A 23040-nucleotide genomic window follows, 5' to 3' on the forward strand; every position below is an offset into this window, starting at 1 on the left:
TCCTGACATTCTGAACAGTACGTAACGTCCATTGTCGATATCGCCGGGGGACTTCATGGCATCGCGACGCCTGCGAAAAGCCAATCTGCATGCCAGTGTGTCGGACCCGGTGCTCGACACGATGAACTTTCTCAACGAGATCACCCTGCGCTACCCGGAGGCGATCTCGTTCGCGCCGGGCCGGCCCTACGACGGCTTCTTCGACAGCGAAGAGATCTTCGTACACATCCGGCGGTACCTGGACCACCTGATCGACCAGGGTGCCTCGCCGGAGCAGATCCGCACCGCCATGTACCAGTACGGCCCGACCGCGGGGCAGATCCGCGAAATCCTCGCCGATTCGCTGCGGGTGGACGAGAACATCGATGTGCCGGCCGCGTCCATCGTGGTCACGGTCGGCGCGCAGGAGGCGATGGTGCTCGTCCTGCGGGCGCTCTTCGCAGGTCCTGACGATGTCCTGCTCGCGTCCAGCCCGTGCTACGTGGGCATCACCGGAGCGGCCCGGCTGCTGGAGATCCCGGTGACGCCGGTGGAGGAGGGCGAGGGTGGGCTGTGCTGTGCCGAGCTGGAAGCGGCCATCGCCGCCGAGCGGGCCAGGGGCCGCACGCCCCGGGCCTTCTACGTGATCCCGGACCACTCCAACCCGTCCGGCACGACGATTGACCTGGCCGCCCGTACCGAACTGCTGGAACTGGCCGCGCACCACGGCATCCTGATCCTGGAGGACAGCCCGTACCGGCTGGTCAGTCCCGGGCCGCCGTTGCCGACGCTGAAGTCGCTCGACCGCGACGGGGTGGTGGTGCACCTGGGCTCGTTCTCGAAGACGGCCTTCCCCGGTGCCCGGGTCGGCTTCGTGATCGCCGACCAGCAGGTGACGGACGACGAGGGCCGGACCAGCCTGCTCGCGGACGAACTGGCCAAGATCAAGAGCATGATCACGGTCAACACCTCCTCGCTGAGCCAGGCCGTCGTCGCCGGCATGCTGATCGCCGCCGACGGCCGCCTGTCGGAGATGAACGCCAAGGCCGCGAGCTACTACGGCGACGCGATGCAGGCCACACTGCGGCAACTGGACACGCACCTGCCGCCCGCGCGCCGGGCCGCGCTGGGCGTGCGGTGGAACGTTCCTGCCGGCGGCTTCTTCCTGACCATGCAGGTATCGTTCGACACCGACAGCGCTGCGCTGACCCGGTCCGCGCAGGACTTCGGCGTGATCTGGACACCGATGTCCTACTTCTACCCGTCCGGCGGGGGTCGGCGCGGCCTCCGGCTGTCCGTCAGCTACCTCACACCGACGGAGATCGAGGACGGGGTCGCCCGGCTGACCAGCTTCATCGAGGCCCAGACCCATGATCAGAAACCAGGTGAGTAACCGTTGGCGGTACTAGCGATCAGGGGCGCGACGCAGGTGGACGCCGATGAGCCGGAGCTCATCCTGGAGGCCACCAGCGAACTCATCGCCGAGGTGATGAGCCGCAACGGGTTGACGGTGGACGAGGTCATCAGCGTGGTGTTCACCACCACGCCCGACCTGACCGCCGAGTTTCCCGCGGTCGCGGCGCGCAAGGTCGGCTTCGAAGAGGTCCCCCTGCTGTGCGCCAGCGAGATCAACGTGCCGGGCGCGCTGCCCCGGGTCGTCCGGTTGATGGCCCACGTGGAGACCGACCGGAAGCGGAGCGAGATCCGCCACGTCTACCTGCGCGGTGCGGTCACGCTGCGCCGCGACGTCGCCCAGTGACCGCGCATTCGCGTCGCCGGTGCGCTCAGGTTGGGCCGAGGCCCATGGCATTCGCCGCGTCGCGCAGCTCGTCGCGTACCGACGGGTGCGCGGCGTGGTCGATGATGTGCTGTGCCTGCGTCGCCTGGTCGTAGCCCCAGATCGCCGCGGCGCCCTGCTCAGTGACGATGTAGCTGTGCTGGAACGACGTCACCGGTCCGGTCAGTACGGGCACGACTGTGGAGACGTTCGCCTTGGGCTGCCAGGAGCGCAACGCCATGATCGCCTGCCCGCCGGGCGAGTGCAGCGCACCTACGATGAAGTCGGTCTGACCGCCGAAGCCGGAGTAGATCTGTCCCCGCACCCGGCTCGCGTTGGCCTGCGCGAACAGGTCCACTTCGAGTGCGGAGTTGACCGAGAACACGTTCGGGTGCTCAGCGATGATGCCCGGCGCGTTGGTCTTCTCCGAGCGCAGCATCTGGATGCGCTTGTTGTTGTCCACCCAGTCGTACAGTTCCTGGCTGCCGAAGATGAACGAGGCGGTGATAGGGACGTCGCGGTCGATGCAGCCGGCCCGTTCCAGCGCCAGGACGCCGTCGCTGAACATCTCCGACCACACCATGAGGGAGCGGTGTTGCAGCAGCGCGGCGAGGGTGGCGTCGGGGATACCACCGATGCCGAGTTGCAGGGTGGCGCCGTCGGGTACGAGCGCAGCGATCCGCGCGCCGATGGCCTGGGACACGTCGTCCAGTGGAATCGGGTGGTGGTACGCCATCGGCTCGTCCACCTCGACGATGTAGTCCACCGCGTCCAATGGCATGGTCGCGTCGCCGAACGTCGTTGGCATCGCCCGGTTGACCTGGGCGATCACCAGGCCACCGCGCGCCCGCGCCGCCTCCACGGCAGCCGGAAGTATGTTGACCTCCAAGCCGAGGCTGAGCGTCCCGTCGTCAGGCACTGTCGTGTGGAGGAGGACCACGTCAGGGTGCAGCACCTCCTGGAACAGGTGAGGCACCCGGGACAGGCGGCACGGGTAGTAGCGCAGGCGTGGACTGTTGCGCATGCCCGGGCCGACGAAGGCGGTCTCGTACGTGACGCCCTCCCGGTCCGGCAATCCGCGTTGTGGGTTGAGCACGAACAGTTGGTACTCGGGCACGGCCGTGTCCAACGTAGCGAGCAGGGTGGCTGGAGTCGCGAAGTTGCCGCTGGCCACCACGCGGGGCGCCGAGGGCAGAGCGGACAGCACGCGGCCGAGCGATTCTAGAGAGACCGTTTTCATGCGAATTCCACGAGGACTTGGCCGGCGCGCACGGCGTCGCCTACCGTCACATTGACCTTTGCCACGGTCGCGGCGACCGGTGCCGTGATCTTGGTTTCCATCTTCATGGCTTCGAGTACCAGCAGCACGTCGTCGATCTGCACCACCTGGTCGGGATGGGTCACCACCTGGGTCACCAGGCCGTTGACCGGGCTGCGGCACACCTTGCTTTCGTCGGCGACGGTCTCCATGTCCGCGCCGCGGCCGGGCGGCGCGGACGCGGCTACCGCCGGCATCCGCGCCTGACCGGCGACGAGCGTTACCGGCCGTACCGGTTCCGGCTCCGAGACCTCGACGTCCACCTCGTAGGTCTGGTCGTCGATCGTGATGTTCAATCTCATATGAGTCCCTACCGATGGTGAGTGGCGAGCAGGTGGGATCCCTGGATCGTGATACGGCCCTGGTGGGTCCAGGTGGGGGTGCTGACCAGCCGGATCTGGCGGATGTACGGCTTCTTGCCGAGGTAGGCCGCGAGCGCGGCGCTGATCACGAGGATCAGCTCTTCGCTCAGCTCGGCCACGGGCTCCGGCGCCGCGACCTGTGCTGCTGTCTGGGTGGTGCCCGGGGACGTCGCCGCCGCGGCGCTCTCCAGCGCGGCAACCCGGTCAGCGAGCCGGGCCATCTCCTCCCGCAGTGCATGTACCGCTGCGGCGAACTCCCTCTCCTCGCGACTCCCGTCGGCTTCGGCGCTCACAGCGGGATCAGCCCATGCTTCTTCGGCGGGCGCAGGTCCCGCTTGCTGCGCAGGTACTCCAGGGCTTGGGCCAGTCGTTGCCGGGTGAACTCGGGTTCGATGATGTCGTCGACCTGCCGGTGCCCCGCGGCGACGTAGGGGGAGCAGAAGGTCGAGCGGTACTGCTCGATCAGCTCCGCGCGTCGCGTCGGGCTGGCGGCCTCCGCTATCTCCTTGCGGAAGACGATCTCCACCGCGCCCTCGGCGCCCATGACCGCGATCTCCGCCGTGGGCCACGCGAAGACGCGGTCGGCGGCGAGATCCTTGGAGCCCATGGCCAGGTGCGCGCCGCCGTAGCTCTTGCGGAGGATGATCTGGATCTTGGGAACGGTCGTCGCCGAGTAGGCGAACAGCATCTTGGCGCCGTGTCTGATGATCCCGCCGTACTCCTGGTCCACTCCGGGCAGGAATCCGGGGCAGTCCACAAACGTCACCAGCGGGATGTTGAAGGCGTTGCAGAACCGGATGAACCGGCTGGCCTTGTCGCTCGCATTGATGTCCAGCACGCCGGACAGTACCGCCGGCTGGTTGGCGACCACACCGACCGAGCGGCCCAGCACGCGGGCGAAGCCCACCACGATGTTGGTGGCATATGCCGCCTGTACCTCGAGGAAGTCCGCGGAGTCCACCACCCGCAAGATCACGTCGCGTACGTCGTAGGCCTGCTTGCTGTCGACCGGCACGATGTCTGCCAGGGTTGGGTCCGGCTCCACGTTGCCGTCGCTCGGCACTTCCGGGGGGTCCTCCAGGTTGTTGGAGGGGAGCAGGCTGAGCAACCGCCGGCACAGATCCAGCGCCTCCTCGTCATTCTCGGCGATGAAGTGCGCGACGCCTGAGTGGATCATGTGCGCGTCCGCGCCGCCGAGCTGCTCGGCGGTAATCTGCTCGCCGGTCACCTGCTTGATCACCTGCGGCCCGGTGATGAACATCTGCGCCTTGCGGGTCTGGATGATGAAATCCGTGAGGGCAGGCGAGTACGCCGCGCCGCCCGCACAAGGACCGCAGATGATCGACACCTGTGGTACGACGCCTGAGAGCATCACGTTGCCGTGGAACACCTTGCCGTACCCGGACAGCGCGTCGATGCCCTCCTGCACCCGGGCGCCACCGGAGTCGTTGATGAACACGAATGGCGAGCCGGTCTTGAGTGAACGCTCCATCACCTCGGCGACCTTCAGCGAGTGCACCTCGCCGGCGGCGCCGCCCATGACGGTGAAGTCCTGGCTGGCGAGATGAACCAGCCTCCCGCCGACCGTAGCGGCGCCGGTGACCACCCCGTCGGCCGGCACCTCGCGGCCCCGCATGCCAAAGTGCTCGCCGCGGTGCTGGGCGAAGATGCCGAACTCCTCGAAGCTGCCTTCGTCGGTGACCAGGTCGATACGTTCCCGAGCGGTGAGCTTGCCCTGCTCGTGCTGTTTATCGATACGTTGCTGCCCACCGCCGGCCGCGAGCCGGTCGCGGGTGCTGCGCAACGAGTCGAGCAACGCGTCCATCCTCTGCGGGGCCGTTGTCGCTTGCGTTGTCACTGGGACTCCTCTACGGCTCGTCTCATCCGGGTTTTACGGTGATCTTGTGGGTTCGGCCGTTGAATGTGACGTCGTACGAGACCGGCGTCTGCACCGGTTCTGGCCCGATAACCGCTGGTACCGGTGCCGGCGTCTGTCGGGTGAGGTTCTTGGGCCCGTCCGGGCGGGTGCTGAAGAACTTCGGCGCGACCTGGGGGAACATCGCGTAGGTGAGGACGTCCTCGTCCGTCCCATCGCTGCCCTCCAGCGCGTTTGTGCTGCTGAGGAGGTTGTCCCATTCGGCGGAGAGCAGGTCCGCGGGGCGGCACGTGATCGGTTCCTTCTTGGCGTGCTGGGTCGCGATCGCGATTACCTCCGGGTCCCGCTCGGCCAGCGCGGCGCCGTAGTAGCCCAGCATCAGATCGGCGAACTCGCCGGACAGGACCTTGTACCGACCCATGAGCACGTTGAAGACCGCTTGCGTACCGACAATCTGGCTGGATGGCGTGACCAGGGGCGGGTACCCGGCGTCCCGGCGTACCCGGGGCACCTCCTCCATGACCTCCTTGATCCGCGCGGCCGCGTCCTGCTGCTTGAGCTGGCTCTCCATGTTGGAGAGCATGCCGCCCGGGATCTGGCTGTCGAAGATCTCCGCCTCGGCCCCGATGAAGTTGCTCTCGAACTCCGCGTACCGCGGTCGCACTGTGGCGAAGTGCTCCTTGATCGCAAGAAGCCGGGCCTTGTCCAGCCGCGTGGAGAACCCGGTGCCCTCGAGCATCTCCACGAGCGACTCGGTGGGGTTGTGCCCCGGGCCCAGGCTCAGGGAGCTGATCGAGGTGTCCACCGCGTCGGCGCCCGCCTCGATCGCCCGCATCAGGCTGACCAGCGTGACTCCGGTCGTGGCGTGGACATGGACGTGGACCCGCACGTCTTCACCGCACCGTTGCTTGATGCCGCGGACGAGGTCGTAGGCTGGCTGCGGCTTGAGCAGGGCGGCCATGTCCTTTACGCAGATCGAGTCGGCGCCCATCTCCACGAGTTGCTCAGCGAGGTCGACGAAGTGCTCGATGGTGTGTACCGGCGAGATCGTGTAGCAGACCGTGCCCTGGGCGTGCTTGCCCGTGCGCCGCACCGCACGCAGCGCGGTCTCGATGTTGCGGAGATCGTTGAGCGCGTCGAAGATCCGGAACACGTCCATGCCGTTGGCCGCAGCCCGCTCCACGAACCGGTTGACCACGGTGTCCTCGTAGTGCCGGTACCCGAGCAGGTTCTGGCCACGCAGCAGCATCTGCAGCCGCGAGTTGGGCAGCAGTTCGCGGAAGGTGCGCAGCCGGTGCCACGGGTCCTCGTTGAGGAACCTGATACAGGCGTCGTAGGTGGCACCCCCCCAGCACTCCACGCTCCAATACCCGGCGGCGTCGATGTCGGCACAAGCCCCGGTCATATCCTCGAGGGCCATCCTGGTCGCGAGTAAGCTCTGGTGACCATCACGGAGAACCAGCTCCGTCACATCTATCGCGCGTCCCACGTCTGCCTCCGCATCGTGCGGTTGAGGTGGCCGCAACGGTGCCGAGTGACCGCCGGAATCTCTAATCAGCCATCACGTTAGTACCGCGCGCACTCAGATGAGCTCAATCTTCGACATCAGTGGAGCACTTCATCGCTCCCACAAGTAGGGGCTTTTGGCCGGGCGTTCTAGGACCCCTGGCGAAAGTCCTGCAGATGTCCGCGAGAACCGCGTCCAGCTTGAGCTGGGGGTACCGTAGCTAACGCTGGATTCGTCAGCCAATATGGCCGGATCCAATAGTGAAAATAGTCCGTGCACCTCGGGACGAAAGGCCTGTCCGGTCAGGACCAAAGCCTCGCCGGAAGTAACCGCTGAAATTCGCTTTGTCAGCAAAAGAGGGAGCGCTAATAGTCTGGTAACTCACGTCACCGGGGGGTTCTATATCGCCGGACGGCCGCTTGGCCTAGCGTCAAATCATGAGCACATCGTCGGAGACGCTGAACCTGGCCGGCGAGTTTGCGCCGACCTCGCTGGACCAGTGGCGCGAATTGACGTTGGCGGTGCTGCGTAAGTCCGGCGTCGCTTCCGAGGAGACCCCCCCGCAGGCCGTTGACGAGCTGTTGTCGGTCGTCACCTACGACGGCGTGCGGATACCGGCGTTATACGTAGCCGATGAACTGCCGGCGACCGGCGTGCCGGGTACGGCGCCGTTCACCCGGGGCGGACGTGCCGATGGTGCGGTCCGCGGCGGGTGGGATGTACGGCAGCGTCACACCGGCCCCGATCCGGCTGCCATGAGACAGGCCATTCTGGCCGATCTCGGTGGCGGAGTCAGCTCGCTGTGGATCGACGTCGGGACCGGCGGCCTTGACGCGGCGAAGCTGACCGAGGTGCTGGACGGGGTGGATCTCGACCTGGCCGGGGTGGTCCTGGATGCCGGCGCCGCCACGTTCGAGGCAGCCCGGGCATTCCTCGGCGTGATCAGCGAGCGGCAGGTGTCACCGGGCAAGGTGCGCGGAAATCTCGGTGCGGATCCGCTGGGCTGGCAGGCCCGCACCGGCTCGCCGGCGGACGTGGAGTCGGCGGTCGGGTTGGCCAACCGGTGCTTTGCCGCATATCCGAGGCTGCGGGCGATCACGGTGGATGCCACGGTGTACCACGACGCCGGCGGCAGCGACACGCAGGAACTGGGCCTGGCGCTGGCCGCCGGGGTGGCGTACCTGCGTGCCCTGCACGCAGCCGGGTTGAGCGTCCCGGCTGCGCTGGGCCAGTTGGAGTTCCGGTACGCGGCGACGGCCGATCAGTTCCTGACGATCGCGAAGCTACGAGCCGCCCGGCGGTTGTGGGCGCGGGTGGCCGATGCCTGTGGTGCGGTGGAGGCCGGAGCGCAGCGGCAGCATGCGGTCACCTCCTCGGTGATGATGACGGCCCGGGATCCGTGGGTGAACATGTTGCGCACCACGGTGGCGTGTCTGGCGGCGGTGGTGGGTGGTGCCGACGCGGTAACGGTGCAGCCGTTCGACGCCCGGCTCGGCCTGCCGGACGAGTTCTCCCGCCGGGTCGCCCGCAACACCCATGCGCTGCTGATGGAGGAGTCCCACCTGGGGCGGGTCATCGATCCGGCCGGCGGCAGCTGGTACGTCGAGCGGCTGACCGAGGACCTCGCGCGAGCGGCGTGGACGCAGTTCACACAGATCGAACGCGCCGGTGGTCTCGCCGCCGCACTCAGCTCAGCGCTGGTCGCGGAGCAGCTGGCCGACACCTGGCAACGACGGGTGGACAATCTGGCCCACCGGCGGGATCCGATCACCGGGGTGAGCGAGTTCCCGAATCTGGGCGAGCGGGTGCCGGCCCGTGCTTCGACGGCGCCACCGCCATCGGGAGGCCTGCCCCGGCACCACCTGGCGGAAGTGTTCGAGGCGCGCCGGGACCGGGCCGACGCACATGCCGCGGCCACCGGCGTCGCCCCAGCGGTGTTCCTGGCTACGCTCGGCCCGGTGGCCGCGCACACCGCCCGGGCGACGTTCGCGGCCAACTTGTTCGCAGCCGGCGGTATCGCGGCGGCGCGCGGCCCCATCGGCACGGATCCGGTGGCCATCGCGGCGGCGTTCGCCGCGAGCGGGAGCCCGGTGGCGTGCATCTGCGGCGCGGACAAGGCGTACGCGGAGCTGGCCGAGCCGGTCGCGGCGGCGCTGGCCGCCGCCGGCGCGAAGCGCGTCTGGCTGGCCGGCAGCCCGCGCGGCGGGTACGCCGGAGTGGATTCCTATCTGTACCTGGGGTGCGACGCCGTCGAGGTCATCGACGCGACGCTGGCGGATCTGGGGGTGGCGTGATGATTCCCGACTTCTCAACGCTCGAGCTGGGGGAGCCGGTGGTCGCGCCGGGCGCCAGCTACGAAAGCTGGGCGGCCTCGGTACGCGAGAACGACGGCATCGACCCGGACAAGCTGGTCTTCGCGACGCCCGAGGGAATCGACGTTCGCCCGCTGTACACCGCCGCCGACCTGGCTGGACTGGACTTCCTGAACACCCTGCCCGGTATCCCGCCGTTCCTGCGCGGCCCGTACCCGACGATGTACGCCACCCAGCCGTGGACGATCCGCCAGTACGCGGGCTTCTCCACCGCGGAGGAGTCCAATGCGTTCTACCGGCGGAACCTGGCCGCCGGGCAGAAGGGCCTGTCGGTCGCGTTCGACCTGGCCACCCACCGCGGCTACGACTCCGACCATCCCCGGGTCGCCGGTGATGTCGGTATGGCCGGGGTGGCCATCGACTCCATCTACGACATGCGCCAACTGTTCGACGGGATCCCGCTGGACCGGATGAGCGTGTCGATGACCATGAACGGTGCGGTGCTGCCGGTCCTGGCGCTGTACGTCGTGGCGGCTGAGGAACAGGGGGTGGCGCCGGAACAGCTGACCGGGACCATCCAGAACGACATCCTCAAGGAGTTCATGGTCCGTAACACCTACATCTATCCGCCCGAGCCATCGATGCGGATCATCTCCGACATCTTCGCGTTCACCTCGCAACGGATGCCCCGGTTCAACTCCATCTCCATTTCCGGCTACCACATGCAGGAGGCTGGAGCGACCGCCGACCTTGAACTCGCCTACACCCTCGCCGACGGCGTGGAGTACGTCCGCGCCGGTGTCGAGGCGGGCCTGGACGTGGACGCGTTCGCCCCACGGTTGTCGTTCTTCTGGGCAATCGGCATGAACTTCTTCATGGAGGTTGCCAAGTTGCGTGCGGCCCGGTTGCTGTGGGCCAAGCTGTTGCGCCAGGCCGGCGCGAAGGCGCCAAAATCGTTAAGCCTGCGTACGCACAGCCAAACCTCCGGCTGGTCGCTGACCGCGCAGGATGTCTACAACAACGTGGCCCGGACCTGCGTCGAGGCAATGGCCGCCACCCAGGGGCACACGCAGTCGCTGCACACCAACGCCCTGGACGAGGCGCTGGCGCTGCCAACCGACTTCTCCGCCCGTATCGCCCGCAACACCCAGTTGCTGTTGCAGCAGGAGTCGGGCACGACCCGGGTGATCGACCCGTGGGGTGGTAGCGCCTACGTGGAACGGCTGACCCATGATCTGGCCCGACTGGCCTGGGATCGCATCCAGGAAGTGGAGCAGGCCGGCGGGATGGCCAAGGCCATCGGCGAGGGCATCCCGAAGCTGCGCATCGAGGCGGCCGCCGCGCGGGCCCAGGCCCGTATCGACTCCGGCCGCCAGCCGGTGATCGGGGTCAACAAGTACCGCCTGGACGCAGACGAGGCTATCGATATCCTGAAGGTCGACAACACGGCGGTGCGGGCGCAGCAGATCGACAAGCTGAGCCGCCTGCGTGCCGAGCGGGACCAGGCGGCGTGCGACGCGGCCCTCGCCGCCCTCACCACGGCGGCCGAGGCCGCGATGAACGGCACCAGGGCACCAGGTCTTGAACAGAACCTGCTGGCGTGCGCGGTCGCCGCTGCACGGACCAAAGCGACCGTCGGTGAGATCTCCGGCGCGCTGGAGCGGGTGTTCGGCCGCCACGCCGCACAGATTCGCACCCTGTCCGGGGTGTACCACGAGGAGGCCGGCCAGGTGAGCAACATCGAGCAGGCCCGCGCCGCTGTCGCCCGGTTCGCCGAGGCCGAGGGGCGCCAGCCCCGCATTCTGGTGGCGAAGATGGGGCAGGACGGACACGACCGAGGCCAAAAGGTGGTCTCCACCGCCTACGCGGACCTCGGCTTCGACGTCGACGTGGGACCGCTGTTCCAGACTCCTGCCGAGGTCGCCCGGCAGGCCGTCGAGGCTGACGTCCACGTCGTGGGGGTCAGCTCGCTGGCCGCTGGCCACCTGACGCTGGTGCCGGCGCTGCGCGACGAACTGGCGACGCTCGGCCGCGACGACATCATGATCGTGGTCGGTGGCGTTATTCCGCCGCAGGACATCCAGGAGCTGCGCGCCCTGGGCGCAGCCGCGATCTACCCGCCGGGCACGGTCATCGCCGACGCCGCGCTGGATCTGCTGGCCACCCTGTCCGCCCGCCTCGGCCATCCGTCCGTCGCGGCATGACGCGCAAGCCGATCAACCTGGATGACTACGTCGAGGGGGTACTCGCCGGTACCCGCTCGTGGGTCGGCCGCGCGATCACCCTGGTGGAATCCACCCGTCCCGACCATCGGGCACTGGCGCAACAACTGCTCGCGGCATTGGCCCCGCACGCGGGCCGCGCCCGCCGGGTCGGTATCACCGGGGTGCCCGGCGTCGGCAAGTCCACGTTCATCGACGCGCTCGGTGTGCGGCTCACCGGGGCGGGGCGCCGAGTCGCGGTACTGGCGGTGGACCCGTCCTCCACCCGCACCGGCGGCAGCATCCTGGGCGACAAGACCCGGATGAGCCGGCTGGCCAACGATCCGGCAGCGTTCGTGCGCCCGTCGCCCACCGTCGGCACGTTGGGCGGGGTCGCCAAGGCCACCCGGGAGGCGATGGTCGTCGTGGAGGCCGCCGGCTACGACGTCGTGCTGATCGAGACAACTGGTGTCGGCCAGTCCGAGACCGCCGTCGCCGAGATGGTCGACTCGTTCCTGCTGCTGGCCCTGGCCCGTACCGGGGACCAACTCCAGGGCATCAAGAAGGGCGTGGTGGAACTGGCCGACGTGATCACCGTCAACAAGGCCGACGGGCCACACGCCCGCGAGGCCCTCATGGCCGCCCGCGAACTCGCCGGGGCGCTGCGACTGCTGCACGGCGCCGACCCCGGCAGACTGCCGCCCGTCCTGACCTGCAGTGCCCTGGACGGCACCGGACTGGATCAGGTATGGGACCGGCTCGTGGAACACCAGGACGCGCTGGCCGCCACCGGCGAGCTGGCCCAACGCCGCCGTAACCAACAGATCCGGTGGATGTGGGACATGGTGCGGGCCGGCTTGTTGGACGAACTGCGCGACGAGCCGGCGGTAATCGCCACCGCCGAACAGGTCGAACAGAAGCTCCGCACGGACGCCATCACCCCGTCCCAGGCGGCCGAGCTGGTTCTGGACGCCTTCCGCCACCGCTCGACAACCACATCCCGCAATACGCATCCGGTTTCGACAGAACGGACTGACGCCATGAGTGACATCTTCGATCGGCAACCAGTCGCGGCCCGGGCGACCGACGTGGTGTCGGTGGGCCTGCGGCGCATTGACCACGTCGGCGTCGCGGTTGCCGATCTCGACGTGGCTATCGAGTTCTACGAGCGCGTGTTCGGCATGCGTTGCGTACACGTCGAGGAGAACACCGAGCAGGGCGTTCGTGAGGCGATGATGTCGGTCGGCCCGGATCCGGCCGGCGGCTGCGTTCAACTGCTGGCTCCGTTGACCCCGGAGTCGGCGATCGCGAAGTTCCTCGAACGATCCGGCCCCGGGGTCCAGCAGGTGGCGTACACCGTTGACGATGTGGCCGCGACCAGCGAGGAGCTGCGTTCGCGCGGCATGCGACTGCTCTATCCGTCCGCCAGGACAGGAACCGGCGGCTCGCGGATAAACTTCGTACACCCTAAGGACGCCGGCGGTGTTCTCGTCGAGCTGGTGGAGCCGCCGGCGCCTGCCCGCGACGAACGTTCCGCCTGAGCGGATCAGCACCGCGGTGTTCCGGCGCGGTCCTGGGCGCGTTCGAACGGGGCAGCCACGACCATGTGGCTGCCCCGTCGGCGTCGGCGATCAAGGCCGTTTGCGGGCCTGATCAGCTCAGCGGAGTGATTCCGGAGGCGCCGATTATCTGCTCGCGGAACTCGGTACCCGCCAAGCGCTTGACCTCGAGCTGAGCGGCCTCGACCCGCGCCGGCATGTCCAGACGCGCCGAGGGTTCCGCGTTGCCGAGGGTCGCGGAGAACTTCTGGATCGCCGCCAATCCTGCCTCCGCGCGGGCGACCCCGGCCGCCTGCCGTGCGTCCAGGCGCTGCGCGTACCACGACGACCCGACCACCGATTCGCGACTGAACGCGGCTCGGAACTCGGGCGAGTCCAGGTCCCACCCTTCGGCCGAGGTCCCGTGGGCCATGATCTCCAGGAGTGCCCGCAGCGGCGGAATCGCCATGTCGATCGTGCCATCGGCGAAGTAGGCGCGCGCGACCCGCTCGTGGGTCTGCACGATCGTGTCGACCGAATCGGCGAACACGGCAGGATCCTGCAACTCGGGGCGGAGCATCGCGGCGGTGAAGACCACATCTGGGTGCAGGAAGATGCGCCCGAAGTACTTCGTCGCGAAGCGCTCGGTCATCCGGTAGCCCAGGCGGCTGGCCCGGACCGTACGGCCCTCGAACTCGAAGTCGACGATCTTCTCCAGGGCGCCCTCGGCGATCAGATGCGCCGCGTCCCGTTCGGTGGGGGCCATGCGGGCGAACACCTCGGGAACGAGCAGCGAGAAGTCGTGTTCTACCTTGATCTGCGGGCCGACGTAGCCGGCAGCCGACACCCATCCGTCATAGCCGGTCAGTGCGAACGACAGCAACGCCGAGTTGAGGTCGATGACCGTGGGCAAGGCGTTGAACGGACCCTTCGTCATCGCCCCCTCGGAGCCCGCGCCCGTCGTGGAGGGCGATTTGCCGGTCATCGAGGCGATGAACTCCATGAGCAGCTCGGGCAGTTCCATGTAGTGCAGTGGGTTGTACGAGCACAACGCTGGAATCGTGTCCGTCGGCGGGTTGTTGCGCCGTCCGGCCGCCACCACATCGACCGGCTGGAACAGCGGGGCGTTGGCCGGCAGGCAGCGCGCCAGGCGACTGGCCAGCTCGGCGATCGCCGAGCTTCGGCTATCCGCACGGTCGGGACGGTCCTGCAGGTAGCGCGGGTTCTTCGAGGGCTTGCCGTCGACCAGCCGGGGATGCGCGGAGCTGACGGCGTACGCGCAAGACTGGTGGTCGGCGAAATCGTTCAGTAGGCGGGCCATAGGCTCGGTGAAGGCGCTGAAACCCACGGAGTCGTCGCGCATCGCGAGGACGTCTTCCGCGGTCAGCGGTTGGAAGTTCGACAGGAACACGCCGGGGCCGGCGATGTCGTGCTCGGCCCGCGCGTCGTAGCCGCGGACGATCGCGTCATCGGGGCGTTGGAACAGCCGGTCCTCGCAGTTCGCGACGATCTTGTAGGAGCGGGCCGGGTCCAGGCCGAGGCAGGAGCCGGACACGACGGTCGAGGCGGTGATGTCGTCCTCCGTCTGCACCTTCATCGCGGGGGAGAAATCGTGACGCAGGCTAAACAGGCGCCATGATCCGTCGGCGTTGAAGCCCATACGCAGCCGGTTGACGAGCACCTTGCGGCCGTCCAGACGCAGACGCGTGCCCGGGGCGCCGTCGACCTCGACCACGCTGAAGTGGCTGCGCCAGTCGTCCCCCCAGTCGGGGCGGTACGCGTGCTTGATCATATACAGGAGGCTCTTCACCCGCAGCGGCACGCTGTCGAGCCAGGCGTTGTACTCGGCGGTGTAGTCGGCCGAAGGGGTGAACAGCTTGATCACGGAGCCGATCGAACGCTGCTCGGACAGAATTGGCCTGGTGTCGACGTCGTTGCGGTCGGCGGCCGCGAAGCGTCCCGAGTAGTCGCGGCCGATGAGCTCGGCGACCCTGTCCATGTCGCCCTCGAGGTCTGCGGTGTGTTCCGTCCCGACGACGATGGCATCCGCTATGGCCTTGGAGATCTCGGACTTGCCGCCACCTGAGACGGTGGCCGGCTTCTGGCAGCAGGTCGCGATCGGCGAGGTGCCGATCAGCGACCACGCTGTCCGGTCCTGCGGGTCTTGGACCAGCTCCACCCGGTAGCCGCCCGGCGTGAGATAGGTGAGTCCGGCCCGCAGTGGTATACCACCGTTTGTCCAGGTGATGCGCAGACTCCGGAGCGAGAAGCGGGCTCCTGCGGGCACGAGGACGACTCCCTCGATCGTCCGATCCAGCGCATGCCCTTGCAGTTGGGCCGCGAAGCGCGGGTTGCGGGCGAGCACGTCGGACAGCTCGATATCGCCGCTACGGGTGTCCACGTACTCCTGGCCGAGGTTGTAGCTCGGGAAGACGAGGGCGCCGCCGGAGTGCTCCTCCTCGCAGTTGCCGAACAGGTTGGCCGAGTACGAGATCTGGGTCTTGACCTCCTTCTTGCAGTAGCCGAAGTACGGGTCGGCGATGATCGTGACGATCACGCCGCGCGTGTCCCGGGCGCAGATCTTGAACGGTTTCCCCCCGTGGTACGGCTCATCCGAGGTCTCCCAGCACATTCCGTCTCGCCGCTGACGCTCGGTCGCGTCGCTCACGTGCGGCAGACCCAGCTCCTTCTTCGTTATCCGGGTCAGGTGCGGCGCCAGGATGATGCATCCTGTATGGCCGGTCCAGGTGGACGGTTCGAGCGAGGCGTCGTTCTCGGGCAGGTACGGGTCACCCCAGTTGCCGAAGATCGACTCGATGAAGTCGAGGCTGGCCACGAGACCGCCGGGAACGATGACGTGGGTCTCCATCCGCTTCTCCCGTACCACACCGGGCACCTCGGGCGAGACCAGCGGGCGCAGGTAAAGGGAGGCGAAGCACAACGCCGGCTGCCGCTGGTTGGCCGTGTACGGAAGTGTCATGTCCTCGGGCGGCGGTTCGAAGGCCATCGCGAGCAGCCGCGCGAAGGCGAGCTTCGGAACGGCGATCTTGTCGTCCGGGATAGGTAGCCCGCCCTCGGCGATGTGGAAGACGCCTGCCGTGGTGCGCCGATCCGTGGCAGGGTTGTGCAGAATGCCGTTTACTACGCGGTAGCTGCTCAGCAGCGACGAGACGTAGCTGTCGGAGCCGAACGGGAGCGACAGTTCCCGGGCCAGGCCCGGCTCGTCGAGCACCAGGGTCCGGCCGGGCAGGCCAGGCTGCACACCGGTGTCGGCCAGGTAGTCGTCGAGGAACGCCTTGATCCGGGCGTCTGCGGCGCAGAGCCGGTCGGAAAGGCGCCGGCTCAGTTCACGTTGACGAGCGAGGATAGGGCCGACCAGGCGGGCGGCCTCCGTCCCCTCGAAGGCCGCGGTAACGGGCAATCCGAGCTGGGCCAACCGGAGGTTGATCGCCGCACTCAATGATCCTTTGATATCAGGCATCGGTACTCTTCTCGCCAGCTTGTAGGGCCCGCGTGGGGACATGTCAGCAATGGATGACCTGGCCGGACGTTACGGGCCGCGAGCACGCGAGAGAAACGGCGTCACGGCCCTTATCTATGGGCCGGTAGACCCGGGGTACCCACCGCGGTTCAACTCCCACCGGGCGATCAGTGACATCCGTACGGGGAAATCGACCTCGTGGGTGCCGAAAGCCCGTCCGGGCAGGTCAACCGGCCGTTCGCCGTCGCGGCGGACGCGCAGGTCATCGCGTCGAGGCCGCGTCCACGCGGTGGTCGCAGCCGCTCGCCAACTCAGAATCCGTGTACAGCCCGAACGGTGTGGGCGTGCGTGTAACGAAGTTTCGTGCGCCCGGGTCGGAGCCCGTTTTGAGAACACGCGGATTGGCCGGGCCGCGGGCCGCCGGCCGCGCCCCTTCGTCCGCGACGCCGGTCGCAGGCCTGTGCCGGAGGCAGACGCGGTTCAACGAGCAGCGCGACACGTCCGTGCCCGCACCGCCGTCCAGCAGTAGGCGAACAAACCGGAATAGCTAGGTGGTCCCGGTCCCGAGCAGGTACGCGACGACGTCGGCGGCCGAGTAGCCGTCACCGTCGCGGTCCAGGTGCGGCAGGAACGTGACATCCTGCCCGAGGGCACGTGGCGGACGACACGATGGCCAGCAGCTGCGGCCGGCGCAGGCTGTGTGCGGCGTTGCCCAGGAGATCGCGCGGGTCGACGGCGACGTGGTGGTCGTCGCCCGGTTCGGCGCCGTGTACCGCCACGGACAGCCGTGCCGGCTGACCGGCGGCCAGCGCGTCCAGCAGGCGGGGCATTTCGGTGGGCAGTCCCGCGCCCATCAGGACGTAGTCGCCTCCGGCCAGCATGGCGCCGTACACCGCGGCCGGGGTCGCCAGCCGCATCTTCTCCAGGTAGTTCACCCCGACCGGCTGGTCGTGGCCCTCTTTGGCCAGGAACACCTCGACGAACGTTGGCAACGGCCGTCAACAGCTGCCGAGAGCGTAGCGGGCCTTCAGGGCGAGCCGGGGCACGGGCCGGAACGGCTGTCCAACCGGCACGCCACCCGCCACGAAATATTGGTCGAGCACCCGATGGACCACGGCCGGAACCGGGAAGCGGGCCAGCGCCCGCCGCACGTGCCCGCCTTCGTCGCCACCCTGCAGGCGGCGGGCGAGCAGGACGTCGAGAGCGACCCCGGACATCACCCCGAGTTGTCCGGTGAGAGCTACGGCCCGGGCCAGCTGCCAACTCGAGACGCCGACAGCCATCCCGCCCTGAAAAGCTCCCGATGACTGAGTGCTGCCGATGCTGTCACCCTTGCGTCCCGCCGGACCGCCGGTCAAGAAGTCGCCAGGCGGTCGGCAGCAGGCCGGCCGCAAGCATCGCCTTGACCGCGTCTCCAGGAAGGTAGGGGATCATGCCTACGGTCAGTGCCTTCGACAGGTCCACCTTCGCCGCGACCATCAACCACGGAACACCGATCAGGTAGATCAGCGCGGTGCCCGCCGCCATCATGCCGATCGTGCGCCACGCCCGCCGGTCGGCACCGCCGGCGGCCAGCCGCCCGACGCATCCAGCGGCAAGGACGAAGCCGATCAGATAGCCGAACGTGGCGGTCGGGACACCGGCGGTGCCGCCGGCGAACCAGGGCAGACCGGCGGCACCGGCTACGACATAGAGCAGCATGCCCGCTGCCCCGCGGGCCGGACCCAACGCCGCGCCGGCGAGCAGCACTGCGAAGGTCTGCCCGGTGATGGGAACCGGTGAGCCGGGCACGGGCACCGTGATCTGCGCCGCAACGCCCACCATGGCGGCGGCCCCGACGACCAGTGCCACCTCACGTCCGGCGGATCGGGGCCAGATATCAGCCAGCACTCGCACGGGCCGGTCCGTGATCGCACCCACCGCGCCGTTTACCATTCTCGGCTCCCTTCCCGTTGGCCCACGTGAACTGCCTGCGCTCACCGCAGGCTGGCCGCGGGCAACGGTCGCGCGTACAACATTTGATAGACGTGAGAACGGTAGGTAACCCCGGATGGGCTGAGCAGGGGCTTTGGTCCCGGTTTTCGCCAGGAATTTCGACCGGCGCGTCGACCGAAGCCACTGCACGGGTCAACAACCAGTTCGACATGCCGGCAACCGCCATGTTCATGTCGCAAGTGGGTGTGGTCCGGTCCGGGTCACTATGGTGTCGGGTCCGACGCTCCGGCGGGCCAGATATGGATGACAGGACGTCCGGCTTGCCTCCTGGCCACGGCGCCACTGTGGACGGTCAGCAGTCGGCGGTCGGCGCGGCATGGAACCACGGTCGACGACGCGTCACGTGAGCGTCGTAGAGTGCTGTCCACGCTGGCGGAGGCGCGCGATAGAGCTGCTGCTGTCCGAGGCGTGGCTGCGCCTGATCGACGAGCTGTGGCCGGACATCGACATCAGCGTCTCCATCGACGGGCCGCGCCACGCGAACCCGATCCGTGTGGACTTTCACGACCGGTCCACGTTCGATCACACGGCGGATCGTGTTGTACCTCAACCACCACGGTCTCCCCACCTCTCCAGGCAACTGACCCGCAGGAGACCTGACACGGCGGACCAGCCATGTGCGATTCTGGAAGCGCGCTGACACCCAGCCACGATCTCCGCTGCCTAGCGACCAGTAGTCCGCAGTGGGTTCACGGTCTTGTCGCCATCGCCAGCGCGGCGGCCACGCGGTCGGCGGCGTCGCGCCACGGCACTGCGGCGACCACGGGGACGTCGGCAGCGGACGCGCGTCGCGTCAGTTCCGCGCCGACCAGGCGTGACACCTCCGCGCGCAGTCGCTGCTCGCCGGGGCCTGGCTCCCGTGCGGCGTAGTTCGCAACGAGCCTCGCGGTGTCGGGCTCGGCGAGCACCACGGCCCGTACCCCCGGATGTTGCGCAAAGTCCGGCAGCAGGTAATCGCCCTCAAGGGTGACTGGGTCCAGGTTCTCCGCATGCTCCCGCACGATGGCTTCGAACGCCGGCCGCAGTACCTCGGCCACGCTGAGGTGCAACTGCGCGATCCTGGCTGGCGGCCACTCACCCGCCTCCGGGTGGGCATCCCAGTAATGCAGCTCGGGCTGCTGTTGCGTGGTGGTCATCGCCCGCAGTCCTGTGACGACGTCGTCAGCCGGAACCAGGGGTACGCCGTGCAGCGCGGCCAACGCGATTGCCACGCTCGTCTTGCCGACGCCTGACGCGCCACACCACCGCCACCGTCCACTCGCGACCTATGCTGAGATTGTCGCGGGTGCAGCTCCATCCGCCCAGCCGACTCTTGACATGACACGACCGGCGGGCCGCCTAGCGGCCCGCCGGGTTCCATCCACTTACGCTCCGCGCAGCACCCGCAGGCGCTTGTGGTACTCGTCCTCGTCGATCTCGCCGCGCGCGTACCGGTCGGCGAGCACCCGCTGTGCCCCGTCGTCCCGGGTCGCCCTGTCTGCTGGTCGGTCGGTCCGGCGCAGCGCGTAGTACAGCAGCGCGGCGCCGCCGATCAGGAGCAGCCAGATGAGTACGGTGTTCATCCCCATGAACAGCGGCCCCCAACCCGCCATCCCGTGCCAGGACCGGTCCATCGCGCTCTCACCTCACCTCGGACGTCATGGATATCCGATTTCATGGTGACCCGAGGGCATCACCCGTAGCAGGGGACTTGGGCTCTCATCGGCAGGACCATCGGCGACGGGCGGGGCGAAGGTCCCGGTTGATGCGGCGGCCGGCCCTTTCAGCGAGCGGTAACCGGTGTCACCGTGAGGTGGGACCCTTCGCGACCAGGGAGGAGACGTCATGCGCGTGATGGTCTGCGCCGCCAGCAAACACGGCGAGCGGCCGGTATGGCTATTCTCCAGCGGGCCGATCGGCGACCCGCCGAAACCGGACGAGCACCCGGTCGACGCCGGCTCGGCCGTGATGCTGGCCAGAGCCCGTCAGCACCGGGTGTTCGCGGGGAGGCTCGACCGTGACCGGCTCGGTCTCGGCGAGCGGGCGGTCGTCGCGGCCCTGGGGGCGCCGCTCGGCGATTACCGGAACTGGGCGGAGGCGGAAGCCAACCTGGGTGACCGTCCGTTCTTGAGCTGACACATGTGGACTCGCTGCGGCGGTCGAAGCGGATAACCCCGGACGTCGCTGACGTGCTTCCGTCCGGGCGGTGGTGCTGCCACCGCCCGGACGGACCCGGTCAGGACGGGCTGCCGACCGCCCAGTCGCGTACCTCGGGCATGTCCTCGAGGTGCTCCACGACATACGCCTCGTGGCGCGCCAGTTGGGCCTCGCACCACGCCTTCAGGTCGGCTGCGCCGCGGGGGAGCCGCTTGGCGTTGTTGATCGCGTCCATCACGAGGTGGTACCGCGAGGTCCGGTTGCGGACCGTCATGTCGAACGGTGTCGTGGTGGTGCCCTGTTCGATGAAGCCGCGCACGCGGAACCGGTCGGCGTCCGGACGGCCGTGAACGAGCTGGTGGATGGCGCCGGGGTAGCCGTGGAACGCGAAGACCACGTCGACGGTGTCGGTGAACAGCTCCGTGAACTGGATCTCGCTCATGCCGTGCGGGTGGTCCTTGGGACGCGACAGCGTCATGAGGTTGACCACGTTGACCACGCGGACCCGCATGTCGGGCAGCCGTTCCCGCAGGATCTGGGCGGCGGCGACGGTTTCCATAGTGACCACGTCGCCGGCGCAGGCCAGGACGATGTCGGGGTCGCGGGTGCCGTCGTCGGTGCCCGCCCATTCCCACACGCCGGCGCCCCGGGTGCAGTGCTCGACCGCCTCGTCCATCGTGAGCCACTGCAACTGCGGCTGCTTGTCGATGACGATCAGGTTGATGTACGAGCGGGACCGGAAGCAGTGGTCCGCGACGGACAGCAGGGTGTTGGCGTCCGGCGGCAGGTACACCCGGGCGACGTCGCCGCGCTGGGTGAGCACGACCTGGATCAGCCCGGGGCCCTGGTGGGAGAACCCGTTGTGGTCGTTACGCCAGGCCGTCGAGGTGAGCAGCACGTTCAGGCTGGGCACCTTGGCCCGCCACGGAAGGTGTTTGGCCTCCTGCAGCCACTTGCCGTGCTGCACGGTCTGCGAGGCGCTGACCATGGCGAACGCCTCGTACGTGGCGAACATGCCGTGCCGGCCGGTGAGGTTGTAACCTTCCAGCCAGCCGTGGCAGCTGTGCTCGGAGAGCACCTCCATGACGCGCCCGTCGCGGCTGATGGCGACGTCGTCGGGCGTCACGTGCTCCATGAACGCGCGGTCGGACACCTCGAACACCGCGCCGAGCCGGTTGCTGTTCGTCTCGTCGGGGCAGAACAGCCGGAACCGGTCGGGGTTGCGGGTGTAGATGTCGCGCATCAGCTCGCCGAGCTTGCGGGTCGACTCGGCCCGGCTGGTCCCGGGGCTGTCGACCTTGATCTCGTAGTCGCGGAAGTCGGGCAGGTCCAGGTCGCGGGTGAGCAGGCCGCCGTTCGCGTGCGGGCTCGCGCTCATCCGCAGGTCGCCTTCCGGCGCTTCGTCGCGGACGAGCGCGGTGGGCGCGCCGGCCGCGTCGAAGAGTTCCTCCGGACGGTACGAGCGCAGCCAGCTCTCCAGGATCGCCAGATGCTCGGCGTTGTCGCGCACCCCCGACAGGGGCACCTGGTGCGACCGCCACGTGCCGGTCACCGTCACGCCGTCGACCTCGGCCGGTCCCGTCCAGCCCTTCGGGGAGCGCAGGATGATCATCGGCCAGGTGGGGCGGGGTCCGGCGTCACTGCCCTCGCGGGCGGCGGTCTGAATGTCGCGGATGCGCCCCCAGGCCTGGGCGAGCGCCGCGGCGAACCGCAGGTGCATGCCGGGCAGGTCCTCTCCCTCGACCTCGATCACCTCGTACCCGTGCCCGCGCATCAGGTCGCGGACCTCGGCCGGGTCCTTGCGCGCCAGCACGGCCGGTCCGGAGATCTTCGCGCCGTTGAGGTGCAGGATCGGCAGCACGGCACCGTCGTGTGCCGGGTTGATGAAGGAGATGCCCTTCCAGGAGCCCTCCAACGGACCGGTCTCCGCCTCACCGTCGCCCACCACGGCGATCGCGAGCAGGTCCGGGTTGTCCATCACGGCGCCGAAGGCGTGCACCAGCACGTACCCCAGTTCGCCGCCCTCGTGGATCGAGCCGGGTGTGGTCACCGAGACGTGGCTGGGAATGCCGCCCGGACTGGAGAACTGGCGGAACAACCGCAGCATCCCGGCCTCGTCCTGGGTGACCGCCGGGTACACGTCGGTGTAGGTCCCCTCGAGGTAGCCGGCCGCGACGAGGGCCGGCCCGCCGTGCCCGGGTCCGGCGAGGTAGATGGCCTGCTGGCCGGTGAGCCGGATCAGCCGGGAGACGTGCGCGTAGACCAGCGACAGGCCCGGGCTGGTGCCCCAGTGACCGAGCAGTCGCGGCTTGATGTGCGCTGCGGTCAACGGCTCCCGGAGCAGCGGATTTCCCTGCAGGTAGATCTGGCCGATCGTGAGGTAGTTGTTGGCGCGCCACCAGGCGTCGAGGCCAGCGACCTCAGCTTCGGTGGGTTCCGCCAGGCTCGACAACAGGTCAGTACGGCCATCGGCAATGGTGGTCACGGTGTTCCTCTCCCGCAAAGTCGCCCGTTGGCCCGCCATCGGGGCACATGGCGAGCGTAACCACCACGCCGTA

The 23040-nt window shown here is 68.4% G+C and carries 17 protein-coding genes and 2 pseudogenes; 8 read left to right on the forward strand and 11 right to left on the reverse strand.

Annotated elements, in window-relative coordinates; genetic code table 11:
- Positions 1–97: 97 nt before the first annotated feature.
- Complete coding sequence (locus ABD211_RS01730) at positions 98–1372, forward strand: aminotransferase-like domain-containing protein (protein WP_344125431.1); 1275 nt, start codon at positions 98–100, stop codon at positions 1370–1372.
- A 3-nt stretch (positions 1373–1375) separates the two neighbouring features.
- Complete coding sequence (aroH, locus tag ABD211_RS01735) at positions 1376–1738, forward strand: chorismate mutase (RefSeq protein WP_344125433.1); 363 nt, start codon at positions 1376–1378, stop codon at positions 1736–1738.
- A gap of 25 nt (positions 1739–1763) precedes the next feature.
- On the opposite strand, the gene ABD211_RS01740 is transcribed toward aroH, so the two are convergent.
- The 5 genes from ABD211_RS01740 to ABD211_RS01760 all read right to left on the reverse strand — a co-directional run bounded on the left by ABD211_RS01740 (position 1764) and on the right by ABD211_RS01760 (position 6801).
- Entirely contained in the window at positions 1764–2996 is a 1233-nt protein-coding gene (locus ABD211_RS01740; protein WP_344125435.1) for an acetyl-CoA hydrolase/transferase family protein, read from the reverse strand.
- The gene (locus tag ABD211_RS01745) at positions 2993–3370 is read right to left on the reverse strand and encodes a biotin/lipoyl-containing protein (RefSeq protein ID WP_344125437.1); all 378 of its coding nucleotides are present in this window, start codon (positions 3368–3370) and stop codon (positions 2993–2995) included. The genes ABD211_RS01740 and ABD211_RS01745 overlap by 4 nt, the downstream gene beginning before the upstream one ends.
- Positions 3371–3384: 14 nt before the next feature.
- Complete coding sequence (locus ABD211_RS01750) at positions 3385–3657, reverse strand: OadG family protein (RefSeq protein WP_344125439.1); 273 nt, start codon at positions 3655–3657, stop codon at positions 3385–3387.
- A gap of 68 nt (positions 3658–3725) precedes the next feature.
- Complete coding sequence (locus tag ABD211_RS01755) at positions 3726–5294, reverse strand: acyl-CoA carboxylase subunit beta (protein ID WP_344125441.1); 1569 nt, start codon at positions 5292–5294, stop codon at positions 3726–3728.
- 22 nt (positions 5295–5316) lie between these two features.
- Complete coding sequence (locus tag ABD211_RS01760) at positions 5317–6801, reverse strand: methylmalonyl-CoA carboxytransferase subunit 5S (RefSeq protein WP_344125443.1); 1485 nt, start codon at positions 6799–6801, stop codon at positions 5317–5319.
- A 455-nt stretch (positions 6802–7256) separates the two neighbouring features.
- Between ABD211_RS01760 and ABD211_RS01765 the strand changes: the two genes are divergently transcribed.
- The 4 genes and pseudogenes from ABD211_RS01765 (at position 7257) to mce (ending at position 12873) form a co-directional block, all read left to right on the forward strand.
- Positions 7257–9113, forward strand: a complete 1857-nt coding sequence (locus ABD211_RS01765) for a methylmalonyl-CoA mutase subunit beta (RefSeq protein ID WP_344125445.1) — start codon at positions 7257–7259, stop codon at positions 9111–9113.
- Complete coding sequence (scpA, locus tag ABD211_RS01770; protein ID WP_344125448.1) at positions 9113–11335, forward strand: methylmalonyl-CoA mutase; 2223 nt, start codon at positions 9113–9115, stop codon at positions 11333–11335. Before ABD211_RS01765 ends, scpA begins: the two co-directional genes overlap by 1 nt.
- Positions 11332–12306, forward strand: a pseudogene (gene meaB, locus ABD211_RS01775) (methylmalonyl Co-A mutase-associated GTPase MeaB); the annotation flags it as partial. The gene scpA and the pseudogene meaB, both read left to right, overlap by 4 nt.
- Positions 12307–12381: 75 nt before the next feature.
- On the forward strand, positions 12382–12873 hold the full coding sequence (mce, locus tag ABD211_RS01780) for a methylmalonyl-CoA epimerase (RefSeq protein ID WP_425560317.1): 492 nt from the start codon (positions 12382–12384) through the stop codon (positions 12871–12873).
- 112 nt (positions 12874–12985) lie between these two features.
- Here mce and ABD211_RS01785 read toward each other — a convergent pair whose 3' ends face one another.
- The 3 genes and pseudogenes from ABD211_RS01785 to ABD211_RS01795 all read right to left on the reverse strand — a co-directional run bounded on the left by ABD211_RS01785 (position 12986) and on the right by ABD211_RS01795 (position 18286).
- On the reverse strand, positions 12986–16351 hold the full coding sequence (locus ABD211_RS01785; protein WP_344125450.1) for a PPi-type phosphoenolpyruvate carboxykinase family protein: 3366 nt from the start codon (positions 16349–16351) through the stop codon (positions 12986–12988).
- Positions 16352–17004: 653 nt separating this feature from the next.
- Positions 17005–17634, reverse strand: a pseudogene (locus ABD211_RS01790) (nitronate monooxygenase); the annotation flags it as partial.
- A gap of 43 nt (positions 17635–17677) precedes the next feature.
- Positions 17678–18286, reverse strand: a complete 609-nt coding sequence (locus ABD211_RS01795; protein ID WP_344125452.1) for a biotin transporter BioY — start codon at positions 18284–18286, stop codon at positions 17678–17680.
- A 403-nt stretch (positions 18287–18689) separates the two neighbouring features.
- Between ABD211_RS01795 and ABD211_RS01800 the strand changes: the two genes are divergently transcribed.
- Positions 18690–18986: a hypothetical protein gene (locus ABD211_RS01800; RefSeq protein WP_344125454.1), complete on the forward strand. Its 297-nt coding sequence runs from the start codon at positions 18690–18692 to the stop codon at positions 18984–18986.
- Positions 18987–19035: 49 nt separating this feature from the next.
- Here the strand turns inward: ABD211_RS01800 and ABD211_RS01805 are convergent, their stop codons facing one another.
- Complete coding sequence (locus tag ABD211_RS01805; protein ID WP_344125456.1) at positions 19036–19557, reverse strand: hypothetical protein; 522 nt, start codon at positions 19555–19557, stop codon at positions 19036–19038.
- 153 nt (positions 19558–19710) lie between these two features.
- Positions 19711–19959 (reverse strand): SHOCT domain-containing protein, encoded by a 249-nt coding sequence (locus ABD211_RS01810; RefSeq protein WP_344125458.1) that lies wholly within the window; start codon positions 19957–19959, stop codon positions 19711–19713.
- Positions 19960–20170: 211 nt separating this feature from the next.
- Between ABD211_RS01810 and ABD211_RS01815 the strand changes: the two genes are divergently transcribed.
- Complete coding sequence (locus tag ABD211_RS01815) at positions 20171–20461, forward strand: hypothetical protein (RefSeq protein WP_344125460.1); 291 nt, start codon at positions 20171–20173, stop codon at positions 20459–20461.
- A 100-nt stretch (positions 20462–20561) separates the two neighbouring features.
- Here the strand turns inward: ABD211_RS01815 and ABD211_RS01820 are convergent, their stop codons facing one another.
- A complete protein-coding gene (locus ABD211_RS01820) occupies positions 20562–22967 on the reverse strand; it encodes a phosphoketolase family protein (RefSeq protein ID WP_344125462.1) in 2406 nt (801 codons plus the stop codon).
- Positions 22968–23040: the final 73 nt, after the last annotated feature.

The sequence above is a fragment of the Luedemannella flava genome, from assembly GCF_039528515.1.
Taxonomy (GTDB): Bacteria; Actinomycetota; Actinomycetes; order Mycobacteriales; family Micromonosporaceae; genus Luedemannella; species Luedemannella flava.

Coding starts and splice junctions, on each gene's coding strand:
- ABD211_RS01740 (WP_344125435.1), bottom strand. CDS start 2,996: ATGAAAACGGTCTCTCTAGAATCGCTCGGCCGCGTGCTGTCCGCTCTG.
- ABD211_RS01750 (WP_344125439.1), bottom strand. CDS start 3,657: ATGGCCCGGCTCGCTGACCGGGTTGCCGCGCTGGAGAGCGCCGCGGCG.
- ABD211_RS01765 (WP_344125445.1), top strand. CDS start 7,257: ATGAGCACATCGTCGGAGACGCTGAACCTGGCCGGCGAGTTTGCGCCG.
- scpA (WP_344125448.1), top strand. CDS start 9,113: ATGATTCCCGACTTCTCAACGCTCGAGCTGGGGGAGCCGGTGGTCGCG.
- ABD211_RS01785 (WP_344125450.1), bottom strand. CDS start 16,351: ATGCCTGATATCAAAGGATCATTGAGTGCGGCGATCAACCTCCGGTTG.
- ABD211_RS01795 (WP_344125452.1), bottom strand. CDS start 18,286: ATGGTAAACGGCGCGGTGGGTGCGATCACGGACCGGCCCGTGCGAGTG.
- ABD211_RS01810 (WP_344125458.1), bottom strand. CDS start 19,959: ATGGACCGGTCCTGGCACGGGATGGCGGGTTGGGGGCCGCTGTTCATG.
- ABD211_RS01815 (WP_344125460.1), top strand. CDS start 20,171: ATGCGCGTGATGGTCTGCGCCGCCAGCAAACACGGCGAGCGGCCGGTA.